Source organism: Sunxiuqinia sp. A32, from assembly GCF_052690465.1.
Genome location: NZ_JBQYLI010000005.1, coordinates 257538 through 274243, shown reverse-complemented (window position 1 = coordinate 274243; position 16706 = coordinate 257538). Strand labels below are relative to the sequence as shown.

The window sequence follows — 16706 nt, the reverse complement described above, 5'->3', positions numbered from 1 at the left end:
TCATGTATACGCTAATCACTGTTTTAATTTTTATCACCTGTATTCTTTTGGTGCTTATTGTATTGGTACAAAACTCAAAAGGTGGTGGTTTAGCAAGTAACTTTCAGTCGAGCAATCAAATTATGGGTGTTCGTAAAACAACTGATTTTCTAGAAAAGGCAACATGGGTACTGGCTGCTGTTTTATTGTTTTTGTCGGTTGTCGGTAATGCATTTATACCACGTAGTACAGAAGTAAATCAATCAGCTATTCAAGAGCAAATTGAAAGTGCTGTTGATCCTAGTGCTGTGCCAAACTTCCCAACAACAGTCCCAGAGACTGATGAGGACGCAGAGGAAACTCCAGCAGAATAATATTTCCAACATATAATATGAAACCACTCAGAAATGGGTGGTTTTTTTATGCCCAAATGTCATGCTTTTAAAATATATGACATCTATTGTAAGTGTAATGTATTCAGTAGAATAGCTTGTGTTGTTTGTTGTGTAAATTAATCAGGTGTGAAAAAATGTCTTTTTAACTGGCAAATAAACCGATGAATACTGTTTGGCACAAAATTCGATAAAGGAGGAGTGTCAATTTAAAAATTTGTCTAACCTAAAATAATTTAAAAGATGGCAGAATTAAATGGAAAAATCCTTGCCGGTAAAATTCTTGTTCAACCGCAGGAAGCAGAAGCAAAAACAGCAAGTGGAATTATTATTCCCGATTCAGCAAAAGAAAAACCTCAGGTAGGTACTGTTGTATTGGTTGGTGCTGCAAAAAAAGACGAACCAATGGAATTGAAAGCTGGTGATACTGTTTTCTATGGAAAGTACTCAGGTACAGAGTTGAATATTGACGGTGCTGATTACCTGTTGATGTCACAAACTGATGTTTTATACATTGTTTAATCCGAAAACAAAAACAAAATTAAAAGCGAATAAAAATGGCAAAAGAAATTAAATTCGATATCGAAGCAAGAGACTTGCTGAAAAAAGGTGTTGACCAATTGGCCGATGCTGTCAAAGTAACATTGGGACCAAAAGGCCGCAATGTGGTTATCGAGAAAAAATTTGGTGCTCCACAAATCACAAAAGATGGCGTAACAGTTGCAAAAGAAATTGAACTTTCTAATGCATATGAAAATATTGGTGCTCAAATGGTAAAAGAAGTGGCTAGCAAAACTGGTGATGATGCTGGTGATGGAACAACCACTGCTACTGTTTTGGCACAATCAATTGTAAACGTTGGTTTGAAAAACGTTACTGCTGGTGCGAATCCAATGGATTTGAAACGTGGTATCGACAAAGCGGTTGCTAAAGTTGTTGAAAGCATTAAAAATCAGGCTCACAATATTGGTGATGACTTCAATAAGATTAAGCAAGTTGCAAAAGTGTCAGCGAATGGTGACGAAGCAATTGGTAGCTTGATTGCTGAGGCCATGGAAAAAGTAAATAAAGAAGGTGTAATTACAGTTGAAGAAGCAAAAGGTACAGAAACTTACGTAGATGTAGTTGAAGGTATGCAATTCGACCGTGGATACATTTCTCCATACTTTGTAACTGATACTGAAAAAATGGCAGCGGATCTTGAGCATCCTTATATCTTGATCCATGACAAGAAGATCAGTACAATGAAAGACTTGCTTCCTGTTTTGGAACAAACAGCTCAAAGCGGACGTCCATTGATGATTATTGCTGAAGATGTTGATGGTGAAGCATTGGCTACTTTGGTTGTAAACCGTCTTCGTGGTTCATTGAAAGTTTGTGCTGTTAAAGCTCCGGGATTTGGTGATCGTCGTAAAGAAATGTTGGAAGACCTTGCAATCTTAACTGGTGGCACAGTGATTACCGAAGAAAAAGGTATGAAACTGGAAGATGCTAATCTTGAAATGTTGGGTCAAGCTGAAAAAATTACAGTTGACAAAGAAAATACAACTGTTGTTGCAGGTGCTGGTGATCAAGCTGGTATCGATTCTCGTGTTGGACAAATCAAACGTCAGATTGAAGCTACAACTTCTGACTATGACCGCGAAAAATTACAGGAACGTTTGGCTAAATTAGCTGGTGGTGTTGCTGTTCTTTATGTAGGAGCTGCTTCCGAAGTAGAAATGAAAGAGAAGAAAGACCGTGTTGATGATGCATTAAGCGCAACTCGTGCTGCTGTTGAAGAAGGTATTGTTCCTGGAGGTGGTGTTGCTTACATTCGCACGATTGCTTCTTTGGATGGATTGACAGGCGAAAATGAAGATGAAACTACAGGTATTGAAATCGTGAAACGTGCGATCGAAGAGCCACTTCGTCAGATTGTTGCTAACGCTGGTAAAGAAGGTGCTGTTGTTGTTCAGAAAGTACGTGAAGGAGAAGGTGACTTCGGTTATAATGCTCGCGTTGATGAGTATCAAAACTTCTTTGAAACAGGTGTGATTGACCCAGCTAAAGTAACTCGTGTTGCTCTTGAGAATGCTGCTTCAATTGCTGGTATGTTATTGACAACTGAATGTGTTTTAGTTGAAGAAAAAGAAGATCATCCTGCTCCAGCTATGCCTCCAATGGGCGGTGGAATGGGGGGAATGATGTAAAAATCAGAATCTCACAAAATATAGGACCTCTTCCTTTTGGAAGGGGTCTTTTTTTATGCTGCGGAATTTTATTTAAGGGATTGTTGCTTAATCAACCTTGCTTCTAAAATCGAATGGAAGGGTGTAAAAAACAGAATAAGAAAAGTCAAACCTGAAATTCTTATCCGCTTTCCCGTATCCTGGATTAAAATATACAGGAGGCATGTCGAGTTCTTTTTGAGCAGTTTTAATTTTTCCTCGCACGGTCCAGCCTAAGAAAATATTCGGTAATATTTCGCCTTTTATACCTAACAAAATTTCCACCCATTGCGCATTGAAATTTTGTCTGCGAAAATTACTGTTTATCTCTCCCCAATAATTTTCAATTTTGTATGATTTAACTTGCTGGCGCGCAAAATCAAAGCTGTATCTCATTCCTATAAAGATAATATCCTTGTCATCTTTATGATCGGCAGCTAAAAAATTATAGTCAAACCCTATTCGGGTGTATGTTCCTGAGGCATCATAATCGACATAATCATGATTAATCTTCATCTTTTCCCAGCCTGTTTCTAAAACCGGGAAGAAGTTAGGCATTAATTCCATGTCAAAGCTTAGCTCAGTACCATAAACATCACCGGGTTGCCAAATGTGTTGCAGCGGACGGGTTAAATCCAATCCAACCCGGATTCCATCCATCCGAATAAAATTATCTGCCCTTTTAGGACGTTTTTTTAGTTCCTTTTGCTGTGCAAAACTAGTTGATGTTGCTAGCAGGAATAGGGCCAATATAAAGTTTAATATTTTCATGCCAGTTTTTGGTTACAGCACTGTCAACAACTACTACCGAGTCAATGCGGTGAAAAGTATTTTCAATCTCGTTAATCCAATGTTCATTATAAAATCCCGATTCCAGTGAACCGTATTTGAAAATTGTTTCATGATGCACTGTTAGCGTATCTGCAATAGAATCTAACAGCAATACAAAACTCGAATATTCATGAGGTCTCAGTGGTAGTCTGAAATTTTGTGTTTGTTCCTGATAAATCCAAATACTGTCTTGTTCAACTCCGTAAACTGACACTTTGGGTACCCTGGTCGCATTTGGATTCGAATTTTGAACATTTACTTCCAATAATGCTTGCGGTGGAGCCTCGTAAATATCTTCACATGCAACAATGGCTATTATCAGTATGATGAATGATGCTATTCTTTTCATGAGCAATTTAAAAAGCGCTAATTTAACGATATTCCAGTGGAATAATAGTTAATGAAAAGATTTTTTAAGATTCATTAGGATTCTAGTGGCTCTGGATGGATTGTAGTAACCAAATCAAATTTAACTTTAATCAAATCTTCAATTTTGCTGCAAATAGAGTGGGCTTCATTTAATGACATTTGCGCGGGTAATTTAATGTGGCAACTAAGTTCACTGTGGTTCCCATATTGGTGTAAATGAAAATGATGCATATAAACTTCCCGGTCACAATGTCTATCTACTTCCAGTTTTATTCGTTTTATAAGCTCCGGATCAATGCGCTCTCCTAAAAGGCTGGTGATTTCCTTTGAAAGAATCTCGTAACTCGCATAGGCAATCATCAATGCAACAATAATAGCTAAGAACGCATCTATCCACCATAAATATTTACCAGCAAATATTCCAACGAGGATTATTAATGAGGAAAGGGAATCTGTACGATGGTGCCAACCATCTGCTTTTAATATGGAGGAGTTTGTTTTTTTGTATCCCCAAAAAGCAAACTGAGCAAGTCCTTCTTTCGCAACAATTGAAACAATGGTCACTACAATTGCAATAGTTCCAAAATTTCCGCCTTCTCCACTTTTAAATTTTTCAATAGCACTAAGAATGAAATCAAATGCTACGATAGAGAGAAGAACACCTATAATGATGGCTGCTATGTGCTCTGCCCGCCCATGTCCAAATGGATGTTCATCATCAGCTGGCTTATTGGAGATTTTACCACCAATTAAAACAATGGCCGAAGAAACTGAATCGGTGAGGGTGTGCCAGGCATCAGCAATCAGTGCAATTGATCCAGACACAATTCCAGCCCAATATTTCAAACCAAAAAGCAGAGTATTGAGCAGGATCGAGATCCAACCTTCCTGAATGATGTATTTGTGGTTGTTTGTTTTCATTAAATTGTTGTGAAGTAAAAATATAAAAACAGGTTTGAAAAATGGCAGTTTGTAATGATTTTTAAAATATGCTTTATCGAACAAGTTTTTCAACGTTTTGTTTGTAGCTCCTGCCTATTGGAATTTTATATTTCCCAAGCTCAAGCAATCCTGGGAGTAATGCAGTGATTTTTTGAACAGAAACTAGATAGCCCCGGTGAACACGTATAAACTGTTGCCGGGGTAATTGTTCCTCTATGTGGCTAATCCGCTCTTTAACTGTTATTTTTCCTGTTTCTGTGCGAACAATTAGATAGTCGCCAAAGCTTTCAAAATAAATGATTTCATTGAAAAGTACTTTGTGTAGCTTTTTGTCAGCTTTTAGGAAAATATGATTGGCGCTTTCAGATTTATCTTCTTTTTCGGATACTTGTGTGTTTTCTGTTACGCGCTGATAAAACTTGTTGATAGCTTTTGAAAATCGGACCAGTGAAATAGGTTTTAGTAAGTAATCAACAACATCCAGCTCAAAAGCTTCAATTGCATAATCGCGATAGGCAGTTGTGAAAATTACTTTGGGTGCTGGATTTAAGTTCTTTAAAAATTCTACACCGGTTATCTGTGGCATCTGAATGTCAAGGAAAATCAAGTCTACTTTTGTTTTTGAAAGAACTTCGATCGCTTCAATCGCATTTGCACATTCCCCTACCAACTGCATGTTTTTAAATTCTGACAGATGATTTTTGATGACGCGGATTGCAATGGGTTCGTCATCAACGATTATACAATTGTAGCTTAATTTGTCCATTGGTTGGTTGGGTTTTGATGAGTGCTTTTATCCAGGCTAATTTGCAAATCCACTTCAAATTTATTGGTTTCTGGCTTGATATCAAGTCTGTATCTATCAGGATAAATAAGTTGAAGCCGCTTTTGAACATTTTTCAACCCAATTCCTTGTGTGTAATCCTCTTCATTTTTTAAATCAGGGGTTCGTGTATTTACAATGCTCAGGTGAAAATTATTTTCATGAATTTGAATGTTAATGAGTACGAATGGATTTTTAATTGATTTGCTAACTCCGTGTTTAAAGGCATTTTCAAAAAATGCAAGTAATAGCATTGGCGCGATTTCCAATTGATTTGGATCTCCTTCAATATTGAAATGAATTTTTAGTTTTTGGGCATACCTGATTTTTTCAATTTCGATATAATTTTTAAAATGCTCCAGTTCACTACTAAGGCCCACTTTGGGGGCATTGCATTCGTAGAGGATGTAATCCATCAAATCTGAGAGTTTCAATACAAGTTCCGGTGCAAGATCTGATTTTTCGAGGGTCAGACCATATAAATTATTTAGTGTATTGAACAAGAAATGGGGATGAATCTGTGCCCTCAAAAGTTTTAATTCTGCCTCCTTCAGCTTTAACTCTGTTTCCAGTTGATTCTTTTCTAGACGCGTATTTTCCTTTTTCATTTGAAAAGCACGCTTTATTTGCTCAATGGTAATAAATCCAAGAATGATAAAGTAAAGACCAACTAAAAGGAAAACAGTATCAAAAGAAGCCGGATCCATTTTGTAGAATTGAAGATCGATCACAAAAACAAAAATGAACATGGTGATCATCAGCTCGATCCAAAATGAGATAATTAGTGTATATATTAGAAAGAGAACAAATTTCCATATTTCAGAACGGAAAAGGAATCGGGGGATGAGGTAATAGTTCAAAAAGTAGCTGGTAATGATTGCTAGAGGAAAGAGCATGGATGCAAACAGGATTGTGGTTTGATAATCACGATTGGCCCTTCCAAAAAACATGATGAAGAACAAATACGAAATAATCCAAAAAAGCAATTGCTGTCCTGTGCTGACAATCAGGTTTTTGGTCGATTTTTTGGCAGTGGATTTATTAAATACTTGCATCACTAATAATTCAATTCATCAAATTACTGAAAATATTGTTTGCTAACGAAAAAAGTCGCCAAATAACATGGATTAAACTGGATACGGCACGAGAATACCCCCTTTCGAAGCACGTGATGTAAATTGCAGTATCCTTATGCTTTGAGGTAGTTCATCGATAAAATATGCTGAAGAGTTTAGACTGTTGTAATCTTGGTTAAGAATTTTAAACTTAAATTTAAAGATCATGAGACTGTCTGAATTATTTGTAATGGGTGGTTCATTATTTATGACCATCATTACCATTTGGGGAATTTGTATGTTGGTTTTTTCTGTACAGAAAATCATACATTATTTTGTTCAGGGAAAATTTCAAAAGAGCGGATTGGGATTAATCTTACTTTTTGGTAGTCTGGCGATTGTTTCCGGGTTTTTAGGTCAGGCAATTGGTTTAGTTATGGCATTTAATGCCATTGAAGCAGCAGGAGATATTTCTCCAGCAATCGTTGCCGGGGGATTAAAAGTAAGTATGATTACGCCACTTTACGGAACAATCATTTTCATTCTTTCGTTGATTTTTTGGGGTGTTTTGAAGGAAGTTTATATCCGCAAAACTGAAAGCTAAATTGTGAAGTTCAGTGATTGAATAAAATTTAGTTACTGAACTTTTTAATTAACCTCCTTATACCATTTAACAAAATTATTTACCCCTTCTTCAAATGAATATTGGGGATTATATCCAAGAAGAGACTTTGCTTTTTCAATATTCGCAAAGGTAATATCAACATCTCCTGGTTGCATCGGGAGTTGTTTAATGTTTGCTTTAACACCACATGCTTTTTCTATGGCAGCAATCATATCACTTAATTTTACCGGTTGATTGTTTCCTAAATTAAGAGTTTCATAAACCGTTTCGTTATTCTGTAGATAGTTGATTGCTCCTTTTATTCCTGCTACCGTATCTTCATAGTAGGTGTAATCTCTGGAAGTGCTTCCGTCTCCAAACATGGGTATTTCTTCACCATTTAAGATTAGCTTGGTGAATTTGTGAATGGCTAAATCCGGACGTTGGCGTGGTCCAAATACAGTGAAAAATCTCAAATTGATTATATCCAACTGGTGTAAATGATGGTAGGTATAGTTGATTAACTCACAAGCTTTTTTGCTAAACGCATATGGAGAAATTGGATTGCTGACATCCATCTCTTCATTAAATGGAATTTCTTTTGTATTTCCATACACGGATGATGAGGATGCAAAAGCCAGTTTCTTAATCCCCTTATCCTTCATCAAATCCAGAATATTTTGAGTGGCAACAATATTTGCACGAATGTATCCTTGGGGATCTTCTATTGATGGACGAACGCCTGCTTTACCAGCCAAATGAACGATTACATCAATATGATCTTGATCCAATGCTGTATTTAGTGCTGTGATGTCGGCCAAATCAACCTCCTCAAATCTAAAATTAGGGTGATTGATAAAACCAGAAAGATTTCGTTCCTTAACTTTTCTGTCATAAAAAGGATCGAAGTTGTCTATTCCAATAACTTGATTTCCTTCAACAAGAAGTTGCTCACTTAAATGAGAACCAATAAAACCGGCACATCCGGTAACAATAATTGTTGCCATAATTTTGGGGTATTTATTTAATTTTTCCGGAAATAAATGCAATTAGTTTATTAACAACTGGAACATCAATTTTGTCAAAAATACTTTTCTTGTTAAAATGAATTAAAATATTTCTTAAATAAATGAACATTCCCAAACTATGGGCGGCCAGTAAAACCGGGTCAAGCCGGAAAATACCATAAATAAAATTCATGGCTGAGCCGCATATGCTTATAATCCAAAAGCCTAATGGGAGAATGGATTCTTTGCGATTTTCAGAATAAACCCATTGGTAGAAAAAACGGGAAATGAATACCAGTTGTGCGGCAATTCCCCAAACCATCAATACAAACGGATTATTTTCATTTTTAAAGAAATTGGCCAGGGTATACTCAGTTCCGAAGAATAAATAGCTAAGAATGAAAGCTGGCATGAGAAGAATCACAATACGAGCTAAAATATTCATGGGTTTCCATGCCCCTTTTAATTGGAGGTTTCTTACATAAATAAAATACACCAGCAGTTGACCGATTAGAATGGCTGCATCATTTCGCATGATGCCATAGGTGAGCATGAGTATAGAAGCCACCAGGCTTAATTTCCAGAATAAAGAGGGTGACAAAACTTGCCCTTCATGCTCTGATTTAAACCATTGAACAATTGTTCTTCCAAAAAAAAGAATCTGGGCTAAAAACCCGATTCCGAATATTAGTAAGTCTTTCATGAATCATTGTTTACCTGCGGTGCAAAGATAATTTATTTTAAAAAGGGCAATTAATTAAACGGATAAATGATCAAAAAATTATCTAATCAAAAATTAGCATTTCGTTAAAGTTTTCCAACGGTGAGAACAATTTATAATTGTAATCAAAATTTGAATATCTTTGCGGCAACCGGAAAACCGGACTGATTGATTAATAGTTTATTGGAGTAAGATCGATGAAGAATATTCGCAACTTTTGTATCATAGCACATATTGACCACGGAAAAAGCACCTTGGCTGACCGACTTTTAGAAGTGACTAAAACTGTAAGCGAACGCGATATGAAAGCGCAAGTCCTTGATAATATGGACTTGGAGAAGGAGCGGGGAATTACAATTAAAAGTCATGCTATTCAAATGGACTATGAACAGGATGGTGAGAAATATGTCCTTAATTTGATTGATACTCCCGGACACGTTGACTTCTCGTATGAAGTGTCAAGGTCAATAGCCGCGTGTGAAGGTGCACTTCTAATCGTGGATAGTACTCAAGGGATTCAGGCACAAACAATTTCGAACCTATATTTGGCTATTGAACATGATTTGGAAATCATTCCGATACTTAATAAGATGGACTTACCGAATGCGATGCCGGAAGTGGTTGAAGATCAAATTATCGATTTGATTGGCTGTGACCATGAAGATATTATCCGTGCTAGCGGCAAAACCGGAGAAGGGGTTGACGAAATTTTAAGAAGAATTGTTGAGGTTGTACCTTCTCCAAAAGGTGATCCGGAAGCTCCGTTACAAGCATTAATTTTTGATTCTGTCTTCAATTCTTTTAGAGGAGTAATTGCCTATTTTAAAATTGTAAATGGAAGCATTAAGCAGGGCGATAAAGTAAAATTTATCAATACTAAAAAAGAATACGATGCTGATGAAATAGGTGTGCTTCGACTTGGGATGGAAAAGCGGAAGACACTTGGCACTGGAAATGTTGGATATATTATTTCAGGGATTAAAGCAGCCAAAGAAGTTAAGGTTGGTGATACCATTACACATAAAGAGAGACCTTGTCTGAATGTCATTGAGGGTTTTGAAGAAGTGAAACCAATGGTGTTTGCCGGAGTTTATCCAATTGATGCTGAAGATTATGAAGATTTACGTGCTGCCATGGAAAAGTTGCAGCTAAACGATGCTTCATTGACTTATGAACCAGAATCATCAGCAGCTTTAGGTTTTGGTTTTCGATGTGGATTCCTTGGATTACTGCACATGGAAATTATTCAGGAACGACTGGATCGGGAATTTGATATGAATGTTATTACCACCGTTCCAAACGTTTCTTATCAGGTGCATACCACCGGTGGCGAAACTATTACCGTATATAACCCATCTGGATTACCGGCAAGTACTACGATTGACGAAATTGACGAACCATATATACGTGCCCAGATTATTACCAAGTCGGATTTTATTGGACAGGTGATGGGGCTTTGCCTTGATAAGCGGGGAACCTTGACCAAACAAACTTATTTGACTACTGATAGGGCTGAACTTACTTTTGATTTACCATTGGGTGAAATTGTGTTTGATTTCTACGATAAACTGAAATCCATCTCGAAAGGTTATGCGTCTTTTGACTATCATATTACTGGTTATAAACCTGCCAAATTAGTCCGATTAGATATTCTGCTGAACGGAGAAATGGTGGATGCGCTTTCTTCTCTTATTCACTTTGATAACGCATACAACCTCGGTCGTCGTATGTGTGAAAAGTTGAAAGAATTGATACCAAGACAGCAGTTTGATATTGCGATTCAGGCAGCGATTGGCGCGAAAATTATTGCCCGCGAAACCGTGAAAGCCGTTCGTAAAGACGTGACTGCTAAATGTTACGGTGGTGACATTACTCGTAAACGGAAACTGCTGGAAAAACAGAAAAAAGGTAAAAAGCGAATGAAACAAGTTGGTAATGTGGAAGTTCCACAAAAGGCTTTCCTGGCTGTTTTAAAGTTGGATTAGTCTCGTTTTAATACTTGAATCCTAAATTGTGTTTTATTTAGATAGGATTAGTATGTCTGTCAGGGCAAACTATATCTTCCAAAAGCCGTGCTTGATCGTAGAAAAATTTGAAACGAATCATTTTTGAGATAGTTTTAATCTCTTCTACAGTCTGTTTGGCAAGTGCGATCTTATTTTCTGAAATCTGAAATTCAGCCTTAATAAGGTAATAACGTAATTTTACGTAGTACTTATAGTTGACAGGAACATATTTGAATTCAACACTTCTAAAAATCTCCAATGCTTTCTTTTTGTTATTAGAGTTTAAAAGTGCGCGGGCATATATTGCCAAAAACAACTGGCAAGTCCATTCTGAGGAAAGATCGTGAATTAAATACCTGTTCAAGACCAAGTTGGCGAAATCAATAATTGTTGAAAATTGATTTCCAAAGTTTAATGAGAATATAATTAATAATTCAAAGTTCGGAATACTTGTTTTTGGCTGGATACCTTCAAAATAGTAATTATCGCATCTTTGATTGATTTGTGGCAAGATTCTCTTATCTAATTTCTTTTCAAAATATGTTTGGTAGATAATTTGAGTGCCATAAAATAAACCAGCATATATAGGGTTTGAGTGTTGTGGTAACCCGTTGGTGCGTATTAATTGGTAATAGCTTTCGCTCTTTTCTTGATTTCCAGCGAGAAAGTGTTGCATGAATTTCAGGCAGTGGCCGTATAATTTTGCACTGTCAGAATCATTCTCTTCAAGGTAGTATTTTATGTTATCACCAGAATAAATAACTAAAGAGTCCATATCAAAATGATTCTCGAAAAAGCAGAGCTTCCCAATTTTTGACTTGGCAAAAGTAGGGATTAACAAATCCCGGATCTCCTTATTTTTTCTAAGCTCAACACTAATTACCTTGGCGATTTCAGGATCAACAAATTTTTCATGTTTTGGGTCTTCATTGTTTGGATATTCAAGTACTGTATAAATATTTTTTAGAAGATCGGTTTTGCTTTCCTTGAATGCAATTTTGATAATGTATTTGAGCAAGTTTTGTTGTAACTGACGATTATTCCTATAATACCGGATAATTTCTTGGATCAAATTTAAGTCAAGATCATTTTCCTTAATCCATTTATTGGCCAGGATATATTCCATTAAAATGCTGTGTGAGAAATAAACAAAAGTATTAACAGATAAGTAGCTTCCTGGGACTGTGTATTCAAATAATATATTGCTATCTATGAGGTCGTTGTATGCGCTGTGCATGCCGTTTTTAAGATGTAAATCTGTTTTTTTTATTTGTTCAATTTTCTTCATCAAATTTGATTGCTCCAACAGTCGATCAATAATTTCACATTTTTGGGTTGAATATGGTTCTGATAGTATCTTATTATAGGCTACTTGGTCTAAGAGCTCAATATCTGTATGAATATTCTCTTGTCCATTTATGGTACTGAATAAGATCAGAAAATATGGATTATTAATAATATCAATGATTTCTGGATAATGGAAAGTGAGATTCTCATAGCTTATTTCCGGATGGTTTTTTGCCAGGTAATCTTTAATTTCATGTTTTTCGAGGAGTGGTACATTTATCGTATCAGTAAGCAGCGTATCAAATGCAACGTCATACCAAAGCGATTTTAAATGAGACATTCTATTCAATAACTTGCAAAATATATCCCAGATGTATGGTTTGCATGTGATAACCATTTTAAACCATGGAATATCTTCATAGGAAGCAATAATGTCAAGAAGGTTTTCAATGAAATTATTTAATTTTTCGGGCTGGTAGAAAATTTCATTCAATCCATCAATTATCAAAATGAACCGACCCTTTACTTCATGGGGATTTTTGCGGAAGTAATCGCTGAAACTTCTTTTTGGATCAAACTGATATAAATTTTGTACTTGCCCGACCTCCGGATTGTATTGTATTAATTTAGGAAGAATTCTTCCATCAACAAGACAAGCTATGTCATTTGGATATAATGCATTTTCCCCAATAAAAAATTTGTTGGTTAGTTGAAGCGCAATTGTCGATTTCCCATATCCGTCAGGTGCAATAAATGCAGTTGCTATTTTTGAGGAGGCTAAAAACGCTTCCATTTTTTTTTCAGCAAATGCCCGACTTGGAAAATAGAAAGAACGTTTACTAAATTTGGAGTTGTATGATTCGATACTGTGGCTGGTAATCAGCATAATTCTATTTCTTAAATGCTCCCAGGAATCTACCTTTGAATAAGTATGTTTTTGAGCTTCAAAACTATTGAAAAAGTCTTGCCAGTTTTTAAAGTCGAGGAAAATAGCTAAAGTGTCTAAAGTGTATTTAGATGGCTTAAATTGCGAATTGATGATTCCAAAAAATCGTTTTAGGGTGGAAACACTTATTTGTCGATGAGTTTTTTCCAGGACTAGATCAGATAACTCCTGGCAATCTTTGGCATATAAAATCTCTTTACCATATTTCTTATGGATTTCATCCTTGATATTCTCACGTATGAAGTCAATCTCCATGTTCATGATTCAATTGCCTTTAGATTGAAAATTCTATTATGTCATCAGCAAAAAATTATCTGGGTTTATTGTAGATACATTTTACATCTATATCTAATTTACAAAAAAAGCAGCAATAAATCCAGTTCTAAATACAGAATTCAGCAAATAAGACAGTCTTTTTATTTAGCTATATGATAAGTTCACGATTAAATTTCACTATTCATAATGTGAATTTTAATAATATAATTCGACCACTATTTGTCATATGTTCATATCTGCCGCAGATTGATAATGGACTGTTTTATAACTGTTTGAGATTTTTTGTAGTGTATGTGTTTTTGTATTGTATTGACGAGTAGGATTTTGAAAATGATTGAATGAATAAAATGAACAGGAAATGAATAGAAAAAACGCCAATTGTGTAGAAATAAGTGGATAGGTTTGTCTTGCTATAAAAGAAATCGTCTTTAAACCGAGTGATATGAAAAACCAAAACCAATTCAATCAGGAAGATTTTTATTCAGTCGATTGCCACCAAAGTTTGAAAGGAAATGTTTTGCCAATAGCAAATAATCATCCTAGAAGAAAGAGTTTTAGAATCCCATCTAGCAACAGTACTTTTTTTGTCGATTGGCAAATGCAAACGAGTAATTCAGAAGATTGGAGTGATAGGAAATCTAAATCTGCAGTTAAGTGAGTCATTAAACACTCCTCCCAATTAGTTATATCCAGAATGTAAAAGTTTATTTCCTGGCTTATTAGGTCGTTTTGAGATTATAAAGGAGATGAAAAATGTGGAAAGATGAAACACATAGAGTGTTAATTATTAATGATTCAATAAACTCAGTATTAGAGTTGAAAGAGATCTTGAAAGTAGGAGGTTTTGCAGTTTCATCTTGTTGCGGCGAGCAAGCTATTCAGGCGGTTATGGAGGAATCTCCAGATGTTATTCTACTAGAAATTTTGTTGAAGAAAAGGAATGGTTTTGAGGTGTTAACCAAGTTGAAAAGTAACGGTCGTACAAGCCATATTCCGGTGGTGATTATTTCATCTTTGAATCTTCAAATCTATTGGGATGAATCATTCATTTTGGGGGCGAGTGCTTATATGGTAAAAGGGAGACACTATCCATGGTTGAGACGAAAGTTATATTCGATACTTTATAATAGAAAGATTTGTTAAAGGAGTTGTAGGTGAAGGTTTTTCGGGTGGAAATATTCACATTTCGGAAGTTATTGTGGTTTTTGAAAAAGAGGGAATTATTAAAAATCGAGATAAAATGAGCATCAAAAAGCAATTTTTAAAAAGTGAGTCGGTGTGTAAAGTTACATTCCGAGTTGTAAATGGACCGAGCCTTAAAGCCGAAAGTGTTAAGATTGTAGGCGATTTTAATGGATGGAATCGTGATCGAGAACCAATGAAACAATTTAAAAGCGGAGACTTTACGGAAACCTTGAAACTTAAGCCCGGGAAAAAATACCAATTCCGTTATCTGGTTGATGATTGTTTCTGGGATAACGAACCGGAAGCAGACGGTTTGATACCGAATGGAATTGAATCGGGAGATTACAATTCCGTGATTCTCGTATGAAATAATTTAGCGTCAATTATATATTAAGAACAGGTTGTTTAGGCCGTAGCCATTCATAAACAGATATTTCTTATCACTTTCTCTCTCCGCAACCAATTATTAAGAAATATTTGAATGGCTACGGATTTTTTCGATTTATTTTCCCCAAATTCGATTGTTTGAATTGTGGCAACTATTACATTGGCCGCTAGTAACACTAGAGTTCATATGTTGAGTGGAGGTGCTTCCTTCAACTAATGTGTATAGTCCTGTTGCAAAGTCGATCGTTTCGGTTGTATAAAAATTTCCTTTTTTGTCAACTTGTATTGTTGCTATTAGTTCTCCATCTCCGTTTGCTTCGGAGTATAGTTTTATAGTTGCACCTGGCAATATTGAAGTATTGGATTCATTAAATACAGTTCCAGCGATTGAGAACCGACCTTCTCCTGGTCCTCCCGATTTATGACAATTCATGCAGTTTTCGCCAGCTTTGTGACTTTCATCTGAATTGTAGCTGCTAATTTTAGTTTCATTTTCATGTTCACCTTCTTCGTTTTCGCAAGACATCAGCAATGACGCGGCGATTAATGCATTAATCAATAGGAAATGGGCAAATCGTACTCTCATAATCATTCTTCTATTTAGTTTAAAACTTTCTATATTCCAGTTTGGTCTTTATTAAAACTGAAAAAGTCAAGACTTTATTTTTTTAGATCCAGACTTTTTAAAATAAAGACCAGACCATTTTGTGATAAAGTCTGGATGTTTCAGTAGAAATGTTAGGACATCCATGTTGAAAGATCAAGACCTTTTTGAAAACAGATTAAAGCTTGTAATATTTCATAAGTAATTTTTCAAACCAACTAGCTGGCAGTATAGTTTTTGCTTTGGGCATAATCAACTCAATTGTTGAACCAACACGATACTTTGGCTTCAATTTTCTCTTCTTCAGTAGTTGGCTGATTTTAATGGCAACTTTTTCTGGATCTCCTGCAAATTCAACCTTATCAGTAGCTGTTTTATTAATTCGTTCGAACTGATCTTTATAGGGAGAATCAGGGGCAATGTCAGGTATTTTTCGATGTTGTGCAACTTCTGTTTTGAAGTCACCTGGCTGAAGCACGCACGCCTGAATTCCAAATTGCCTGATCTCCATTCGCAAAGATTCCGTAAATATGTCAAGAACTGCTTTACTGGCAGAATACACTCCATTAAAAGGCAATCCGGATTCGGCAGCCAATGAACTAATTAGAATTATTTTTCCATTAGCCTGATTTCTCATTAATGGAATAATTTCCCGATTGACTCGATGGATACCCAAAATATTCAAATTGAAAACGTCCTCAATATCTTCCGGAGTATAAGACTCAATAGGGCCGATGGCTCCTTTTCCCGCACATTGAATCAACACATCAATTCGACCAGCTTCGGAAGTCGCTTTTTTTACTGCAGAATGGACTGATTCCGTTTTGCAAACGTCCATTTTGATCCATGAAATTCCATTATCGTTAATTTCATCATCTACTCTTCTTCCAAATCCAAATATACGGTGTCCTTCAAATTGCAATTTTTCAGCGATTGATTTTCCAATTCCAGAAGTGGCGCCGACAATAAAAATATTCATTCCTAAAATTTTTGGTAAAATAGATAAATTCTTGCTGATTGATAGAATTCATCTCCTAATTAACGAAAATTAGTTGTCGATATGCAATAAAAGTTAGAGTGAT

The 16706-nt window shown here is 35.8% G+C and carries 18 protein-coding genes; 8 read left to right on the top strand and 10 right to left on the bottom strand.

Features of this window, described 5'->3' with window-relative positions; translation table 11 throughout:
• The first annotated feature begins 2 nt into the window (after window positions 1–2).
• The 3 genes from secG to groL all read left to right on the top strand — a co-directional run bounded on the left by secG (window position 3) and on the right by groL (window position 2563).
• Window positions 3–353 carry a preprotein translocase subunit SecG gene (secG, locus tag ACUNWD_RS07305; RefSeq protein WP_445587135.1) on the top strand — a complete coding sequence of 117 codons (351 nt, stop codon included), beginning with the start codon at window positions 3–5 and terminating at the stop codon, window positions 351–353.
• 261 nt (window positions 354–614) lie between these two features.
• Window positions 615–893 (top strand): co-chaperone GroES, encoded by a 279-nt coding sequence (locus ACUNWD_RS07300; RefSeq protein ID WP_445587134.1) that lies wholly within the window; start codon window positions 615–617, stop codon window positions 891–893.
• Between the two features lie 35 nt (window positions 894–928).
• Entirely contained in the window at window positions 929–2563 is a 1635-nt protein-coding gene (groL, locus tag ACUNWD_RS07295; protein WP_445587133.1) for a chaperonin GroEL, read from the top strand.
• An 87-nt stretch (window positions 2564–2650) separates the two neighbouring features.
• Here the strand turns inward: groL and ACUNWD_RS07290 are convergent, their stop codons facing one another.
• The 5 genes from ACUNWD_RS07290 to ACUNWD_RS07270 form a co-directional block, all read right to left on the bottom strand.
• Entirely contained in the window at window positions 2651–3352 is a 702-nt protein-coding gene (locus tag ACUNWD_RS07290; protein ID WP_445587132.1) for a DUF6048 family protein, read from the bottom strand.
• Window positions 3300–3761: a DUF6452 family protein gene (locus tag ACUNWD_RS07285; protein WP_445587131.1), complete on the bottom strand. Its 462-nt coding sequence runs from the start codon at window positions 3759–3761 to the stop codon at window positions 3300–3302. Before ACUNWD_RS07285 ends, ACUNWD_RS07290 begins: the two co-directional genes overlap by 53 nt.
• 74 nt (window positions 3762–3835) lie before the next feature.
• The gene (locus ACUNWD_RS07280; protein ID WP_445587130.1) at window positions 3836–4702 is read right to left on the bottom strand and encodes a cation diffusion facilitator family transporter; all 867 of its coding nucleotides are present in this window, start codon (window positions 4700–4702) and stop codon (window positions 3836–3838) included.
• Between the two features lie 73 nt (window positions 4703–4775).
• Window positions 4776–5489: a LytR/AlgR family response regulator transcription factor gene (locus ACUNWD_RS07275; protein ID WP_445587129.1), complete on the bottom strand. Its 714-nt coding sequence runs from the start codon at window positions 5487–5489 to the stop codon at window positions 4776–4778.
• The gene (locus ACUNWD_RS07270) at window positions 5477–6601 is read right to left on the bottom strand and encodes a sensor histidine kinase (RefSeq protein ID WP_445587128.1); all 1125 of its coding nucleotides are present in this window, start codon (window positions 6599–6601) and stop codon (window positions 5477–5479) included. Before ACUNWD_RS07270 ends, ACUNWD_RS07275 begins: the two co-directional genes overlap by 13 nt.
• 226 nt (window positions 6602–6827) lie before the next feature.
• Here ACUNWD_RS07270 and ACUNWD_RS07265 point away from each other — a divergent pair, with 226 nt between their 5' ends.
• Entirely contained in the window at window positions 6828–7205 is a 378-nt protein-coding gene (locus ACUNWD_RS07265; RefSeq protein WP_445587127.1) for a MotA/TolQ/ExbB proton channel family protein, read from the top strand.
• Between the two features lie 44 nt (window positions 7206–7249).
• Here ACUNWD_RS07265 and ACUNWD_RS07260 read toward each other — a convergent pair whose 3' ends face one another.
• Both ACUNWD_RS07260 and ACUNWD_RS07255 read right to left on the bottom strand, forming a co-directional pair.
• Complete coding sequence (locus ACUNWD_RS07260; RefSeq protein ID WP_445587126.1) at window positions 7250–8212, bottom strand: GDP-mannose 4,6-dehydratase; 963 nt, start codon at window positions 8210–8212, stop codon at window positions 7250–7252.
• 13 nt (window positions 8213–8225) lie between these two features.
• Window positions 8226–8915: a lipid-A-disaccharide synthase N-terminal domain-containing protein gene (locus tag ACUNWD_RS07255; protein ID WP_445587125.1), complete on the bottom strand. Its 690-nt coding sequence runs from the start codon at window positions 8913–8915 to the stop codon at window positions 8226–8228.
• A gap of 215 nt (window positions 8916–9130) precedes the next feature.
• Between ACUNWD_RS07255 and lepA the strand changes: the two genes are divergently transcribed.
• Window positions 9131–10918, top strand: a complete 1788-nt coding sequence (lepA, locus tag ACUNWD_RS07250) for a translation elongation factor 4 (RefSeq protein WP_445587124.1) — start codon at window positions 9131–9133, stop codon at window positions 10916–10918.
• Between the two features lie 37 nt (window positions 10919–10955).
• Here the strand turns inward: lepA and ACUNWD_RS07245 are convergent, their stop codons facing one another.
• Entirely contained in the window at window positions 10956–13433 is a 2478-nt protein-coding gene (locus ACUNWD_RS07245) for a hypothetical protein (RefSeq protein ID WP_445587123.1), read from the bottom strand.
• A gap of 457 nt (window positions 13434–13890) precedes the next feature.
• On the opposite strand from ACUNWD_RS07245, the gene ACUNWD_RS07240 reads away from it, so the two are divergent.
• The 3 genes from ACUNWD_RS07240 (at window position 13891) to ACUNWD_RS07230 (ending at window position 15000) form a co-directional block, all read left to right on the top strand.
• On the top strand, window positions 13891–14106 hold the full coding sequence (locus ACUNWD_RS07240) for a hypothetical protein (protein WP_445587122.1): 216 nt from the start codon (window positions 13891–13893) through the stop codon (window positions 14104–14106).
• Between the two features lie 95 nt (window positions 14107–14201).
• Complete coding sequence (locus ACUNWD_RS07235; RefSeq protein ID WP_445587121.1) at window positions 14202–14591, top strand: response regulator; 390 nt, start codon at window positions 14202–14204, stop codon at window positions 14589–14591.
• Between the two features lie 97 nt (window positions 14592–14688).
• Window positions 14689–15000: an isoamylase early set domain-containing protein gene (locus ACUNWD_RS07230; RefSeq protein ID WP_445587120.1), complete on the top strand. Its 312-nt coding sequence runs from the start codon at window positions 14689–14691 to the stop codon at window positions 14998–15000.
• Window positions 15001–15135: 135 nt separating this feature from the next.
• On the opposite strand, the gene ACUNWD_RS07225 is transcribed toward ACUNWD_RS07230, so the two are convergent.
• Window positions 15136–15606 carry a hypothetical protein gene (locus ACUNWD_RS07225; RefSeq protein WP_445587119.1) on the bottom strand — a complete coding sequence of 157 codons (471 nt, stop codon included), beginning with the start codon at window positions 15604–15606 and terminating at the stop codon, window positions 15136–15138.
• A 196-nt stretch (window positions 15607–15802) separates the two neighbouring features.
• Window positions 15803–16603, bottom strand: coding sequence for an SDR family oxidoreductase (locus ACUNWD_RS07220; protein WP_445587118.1), 801 nt, complete (start codon window positions 16601–16603; stop codon window positions 15803–15805).
• Between the last annotated feature and the right edge of the window lie 103 nt (window positions 16604–16706).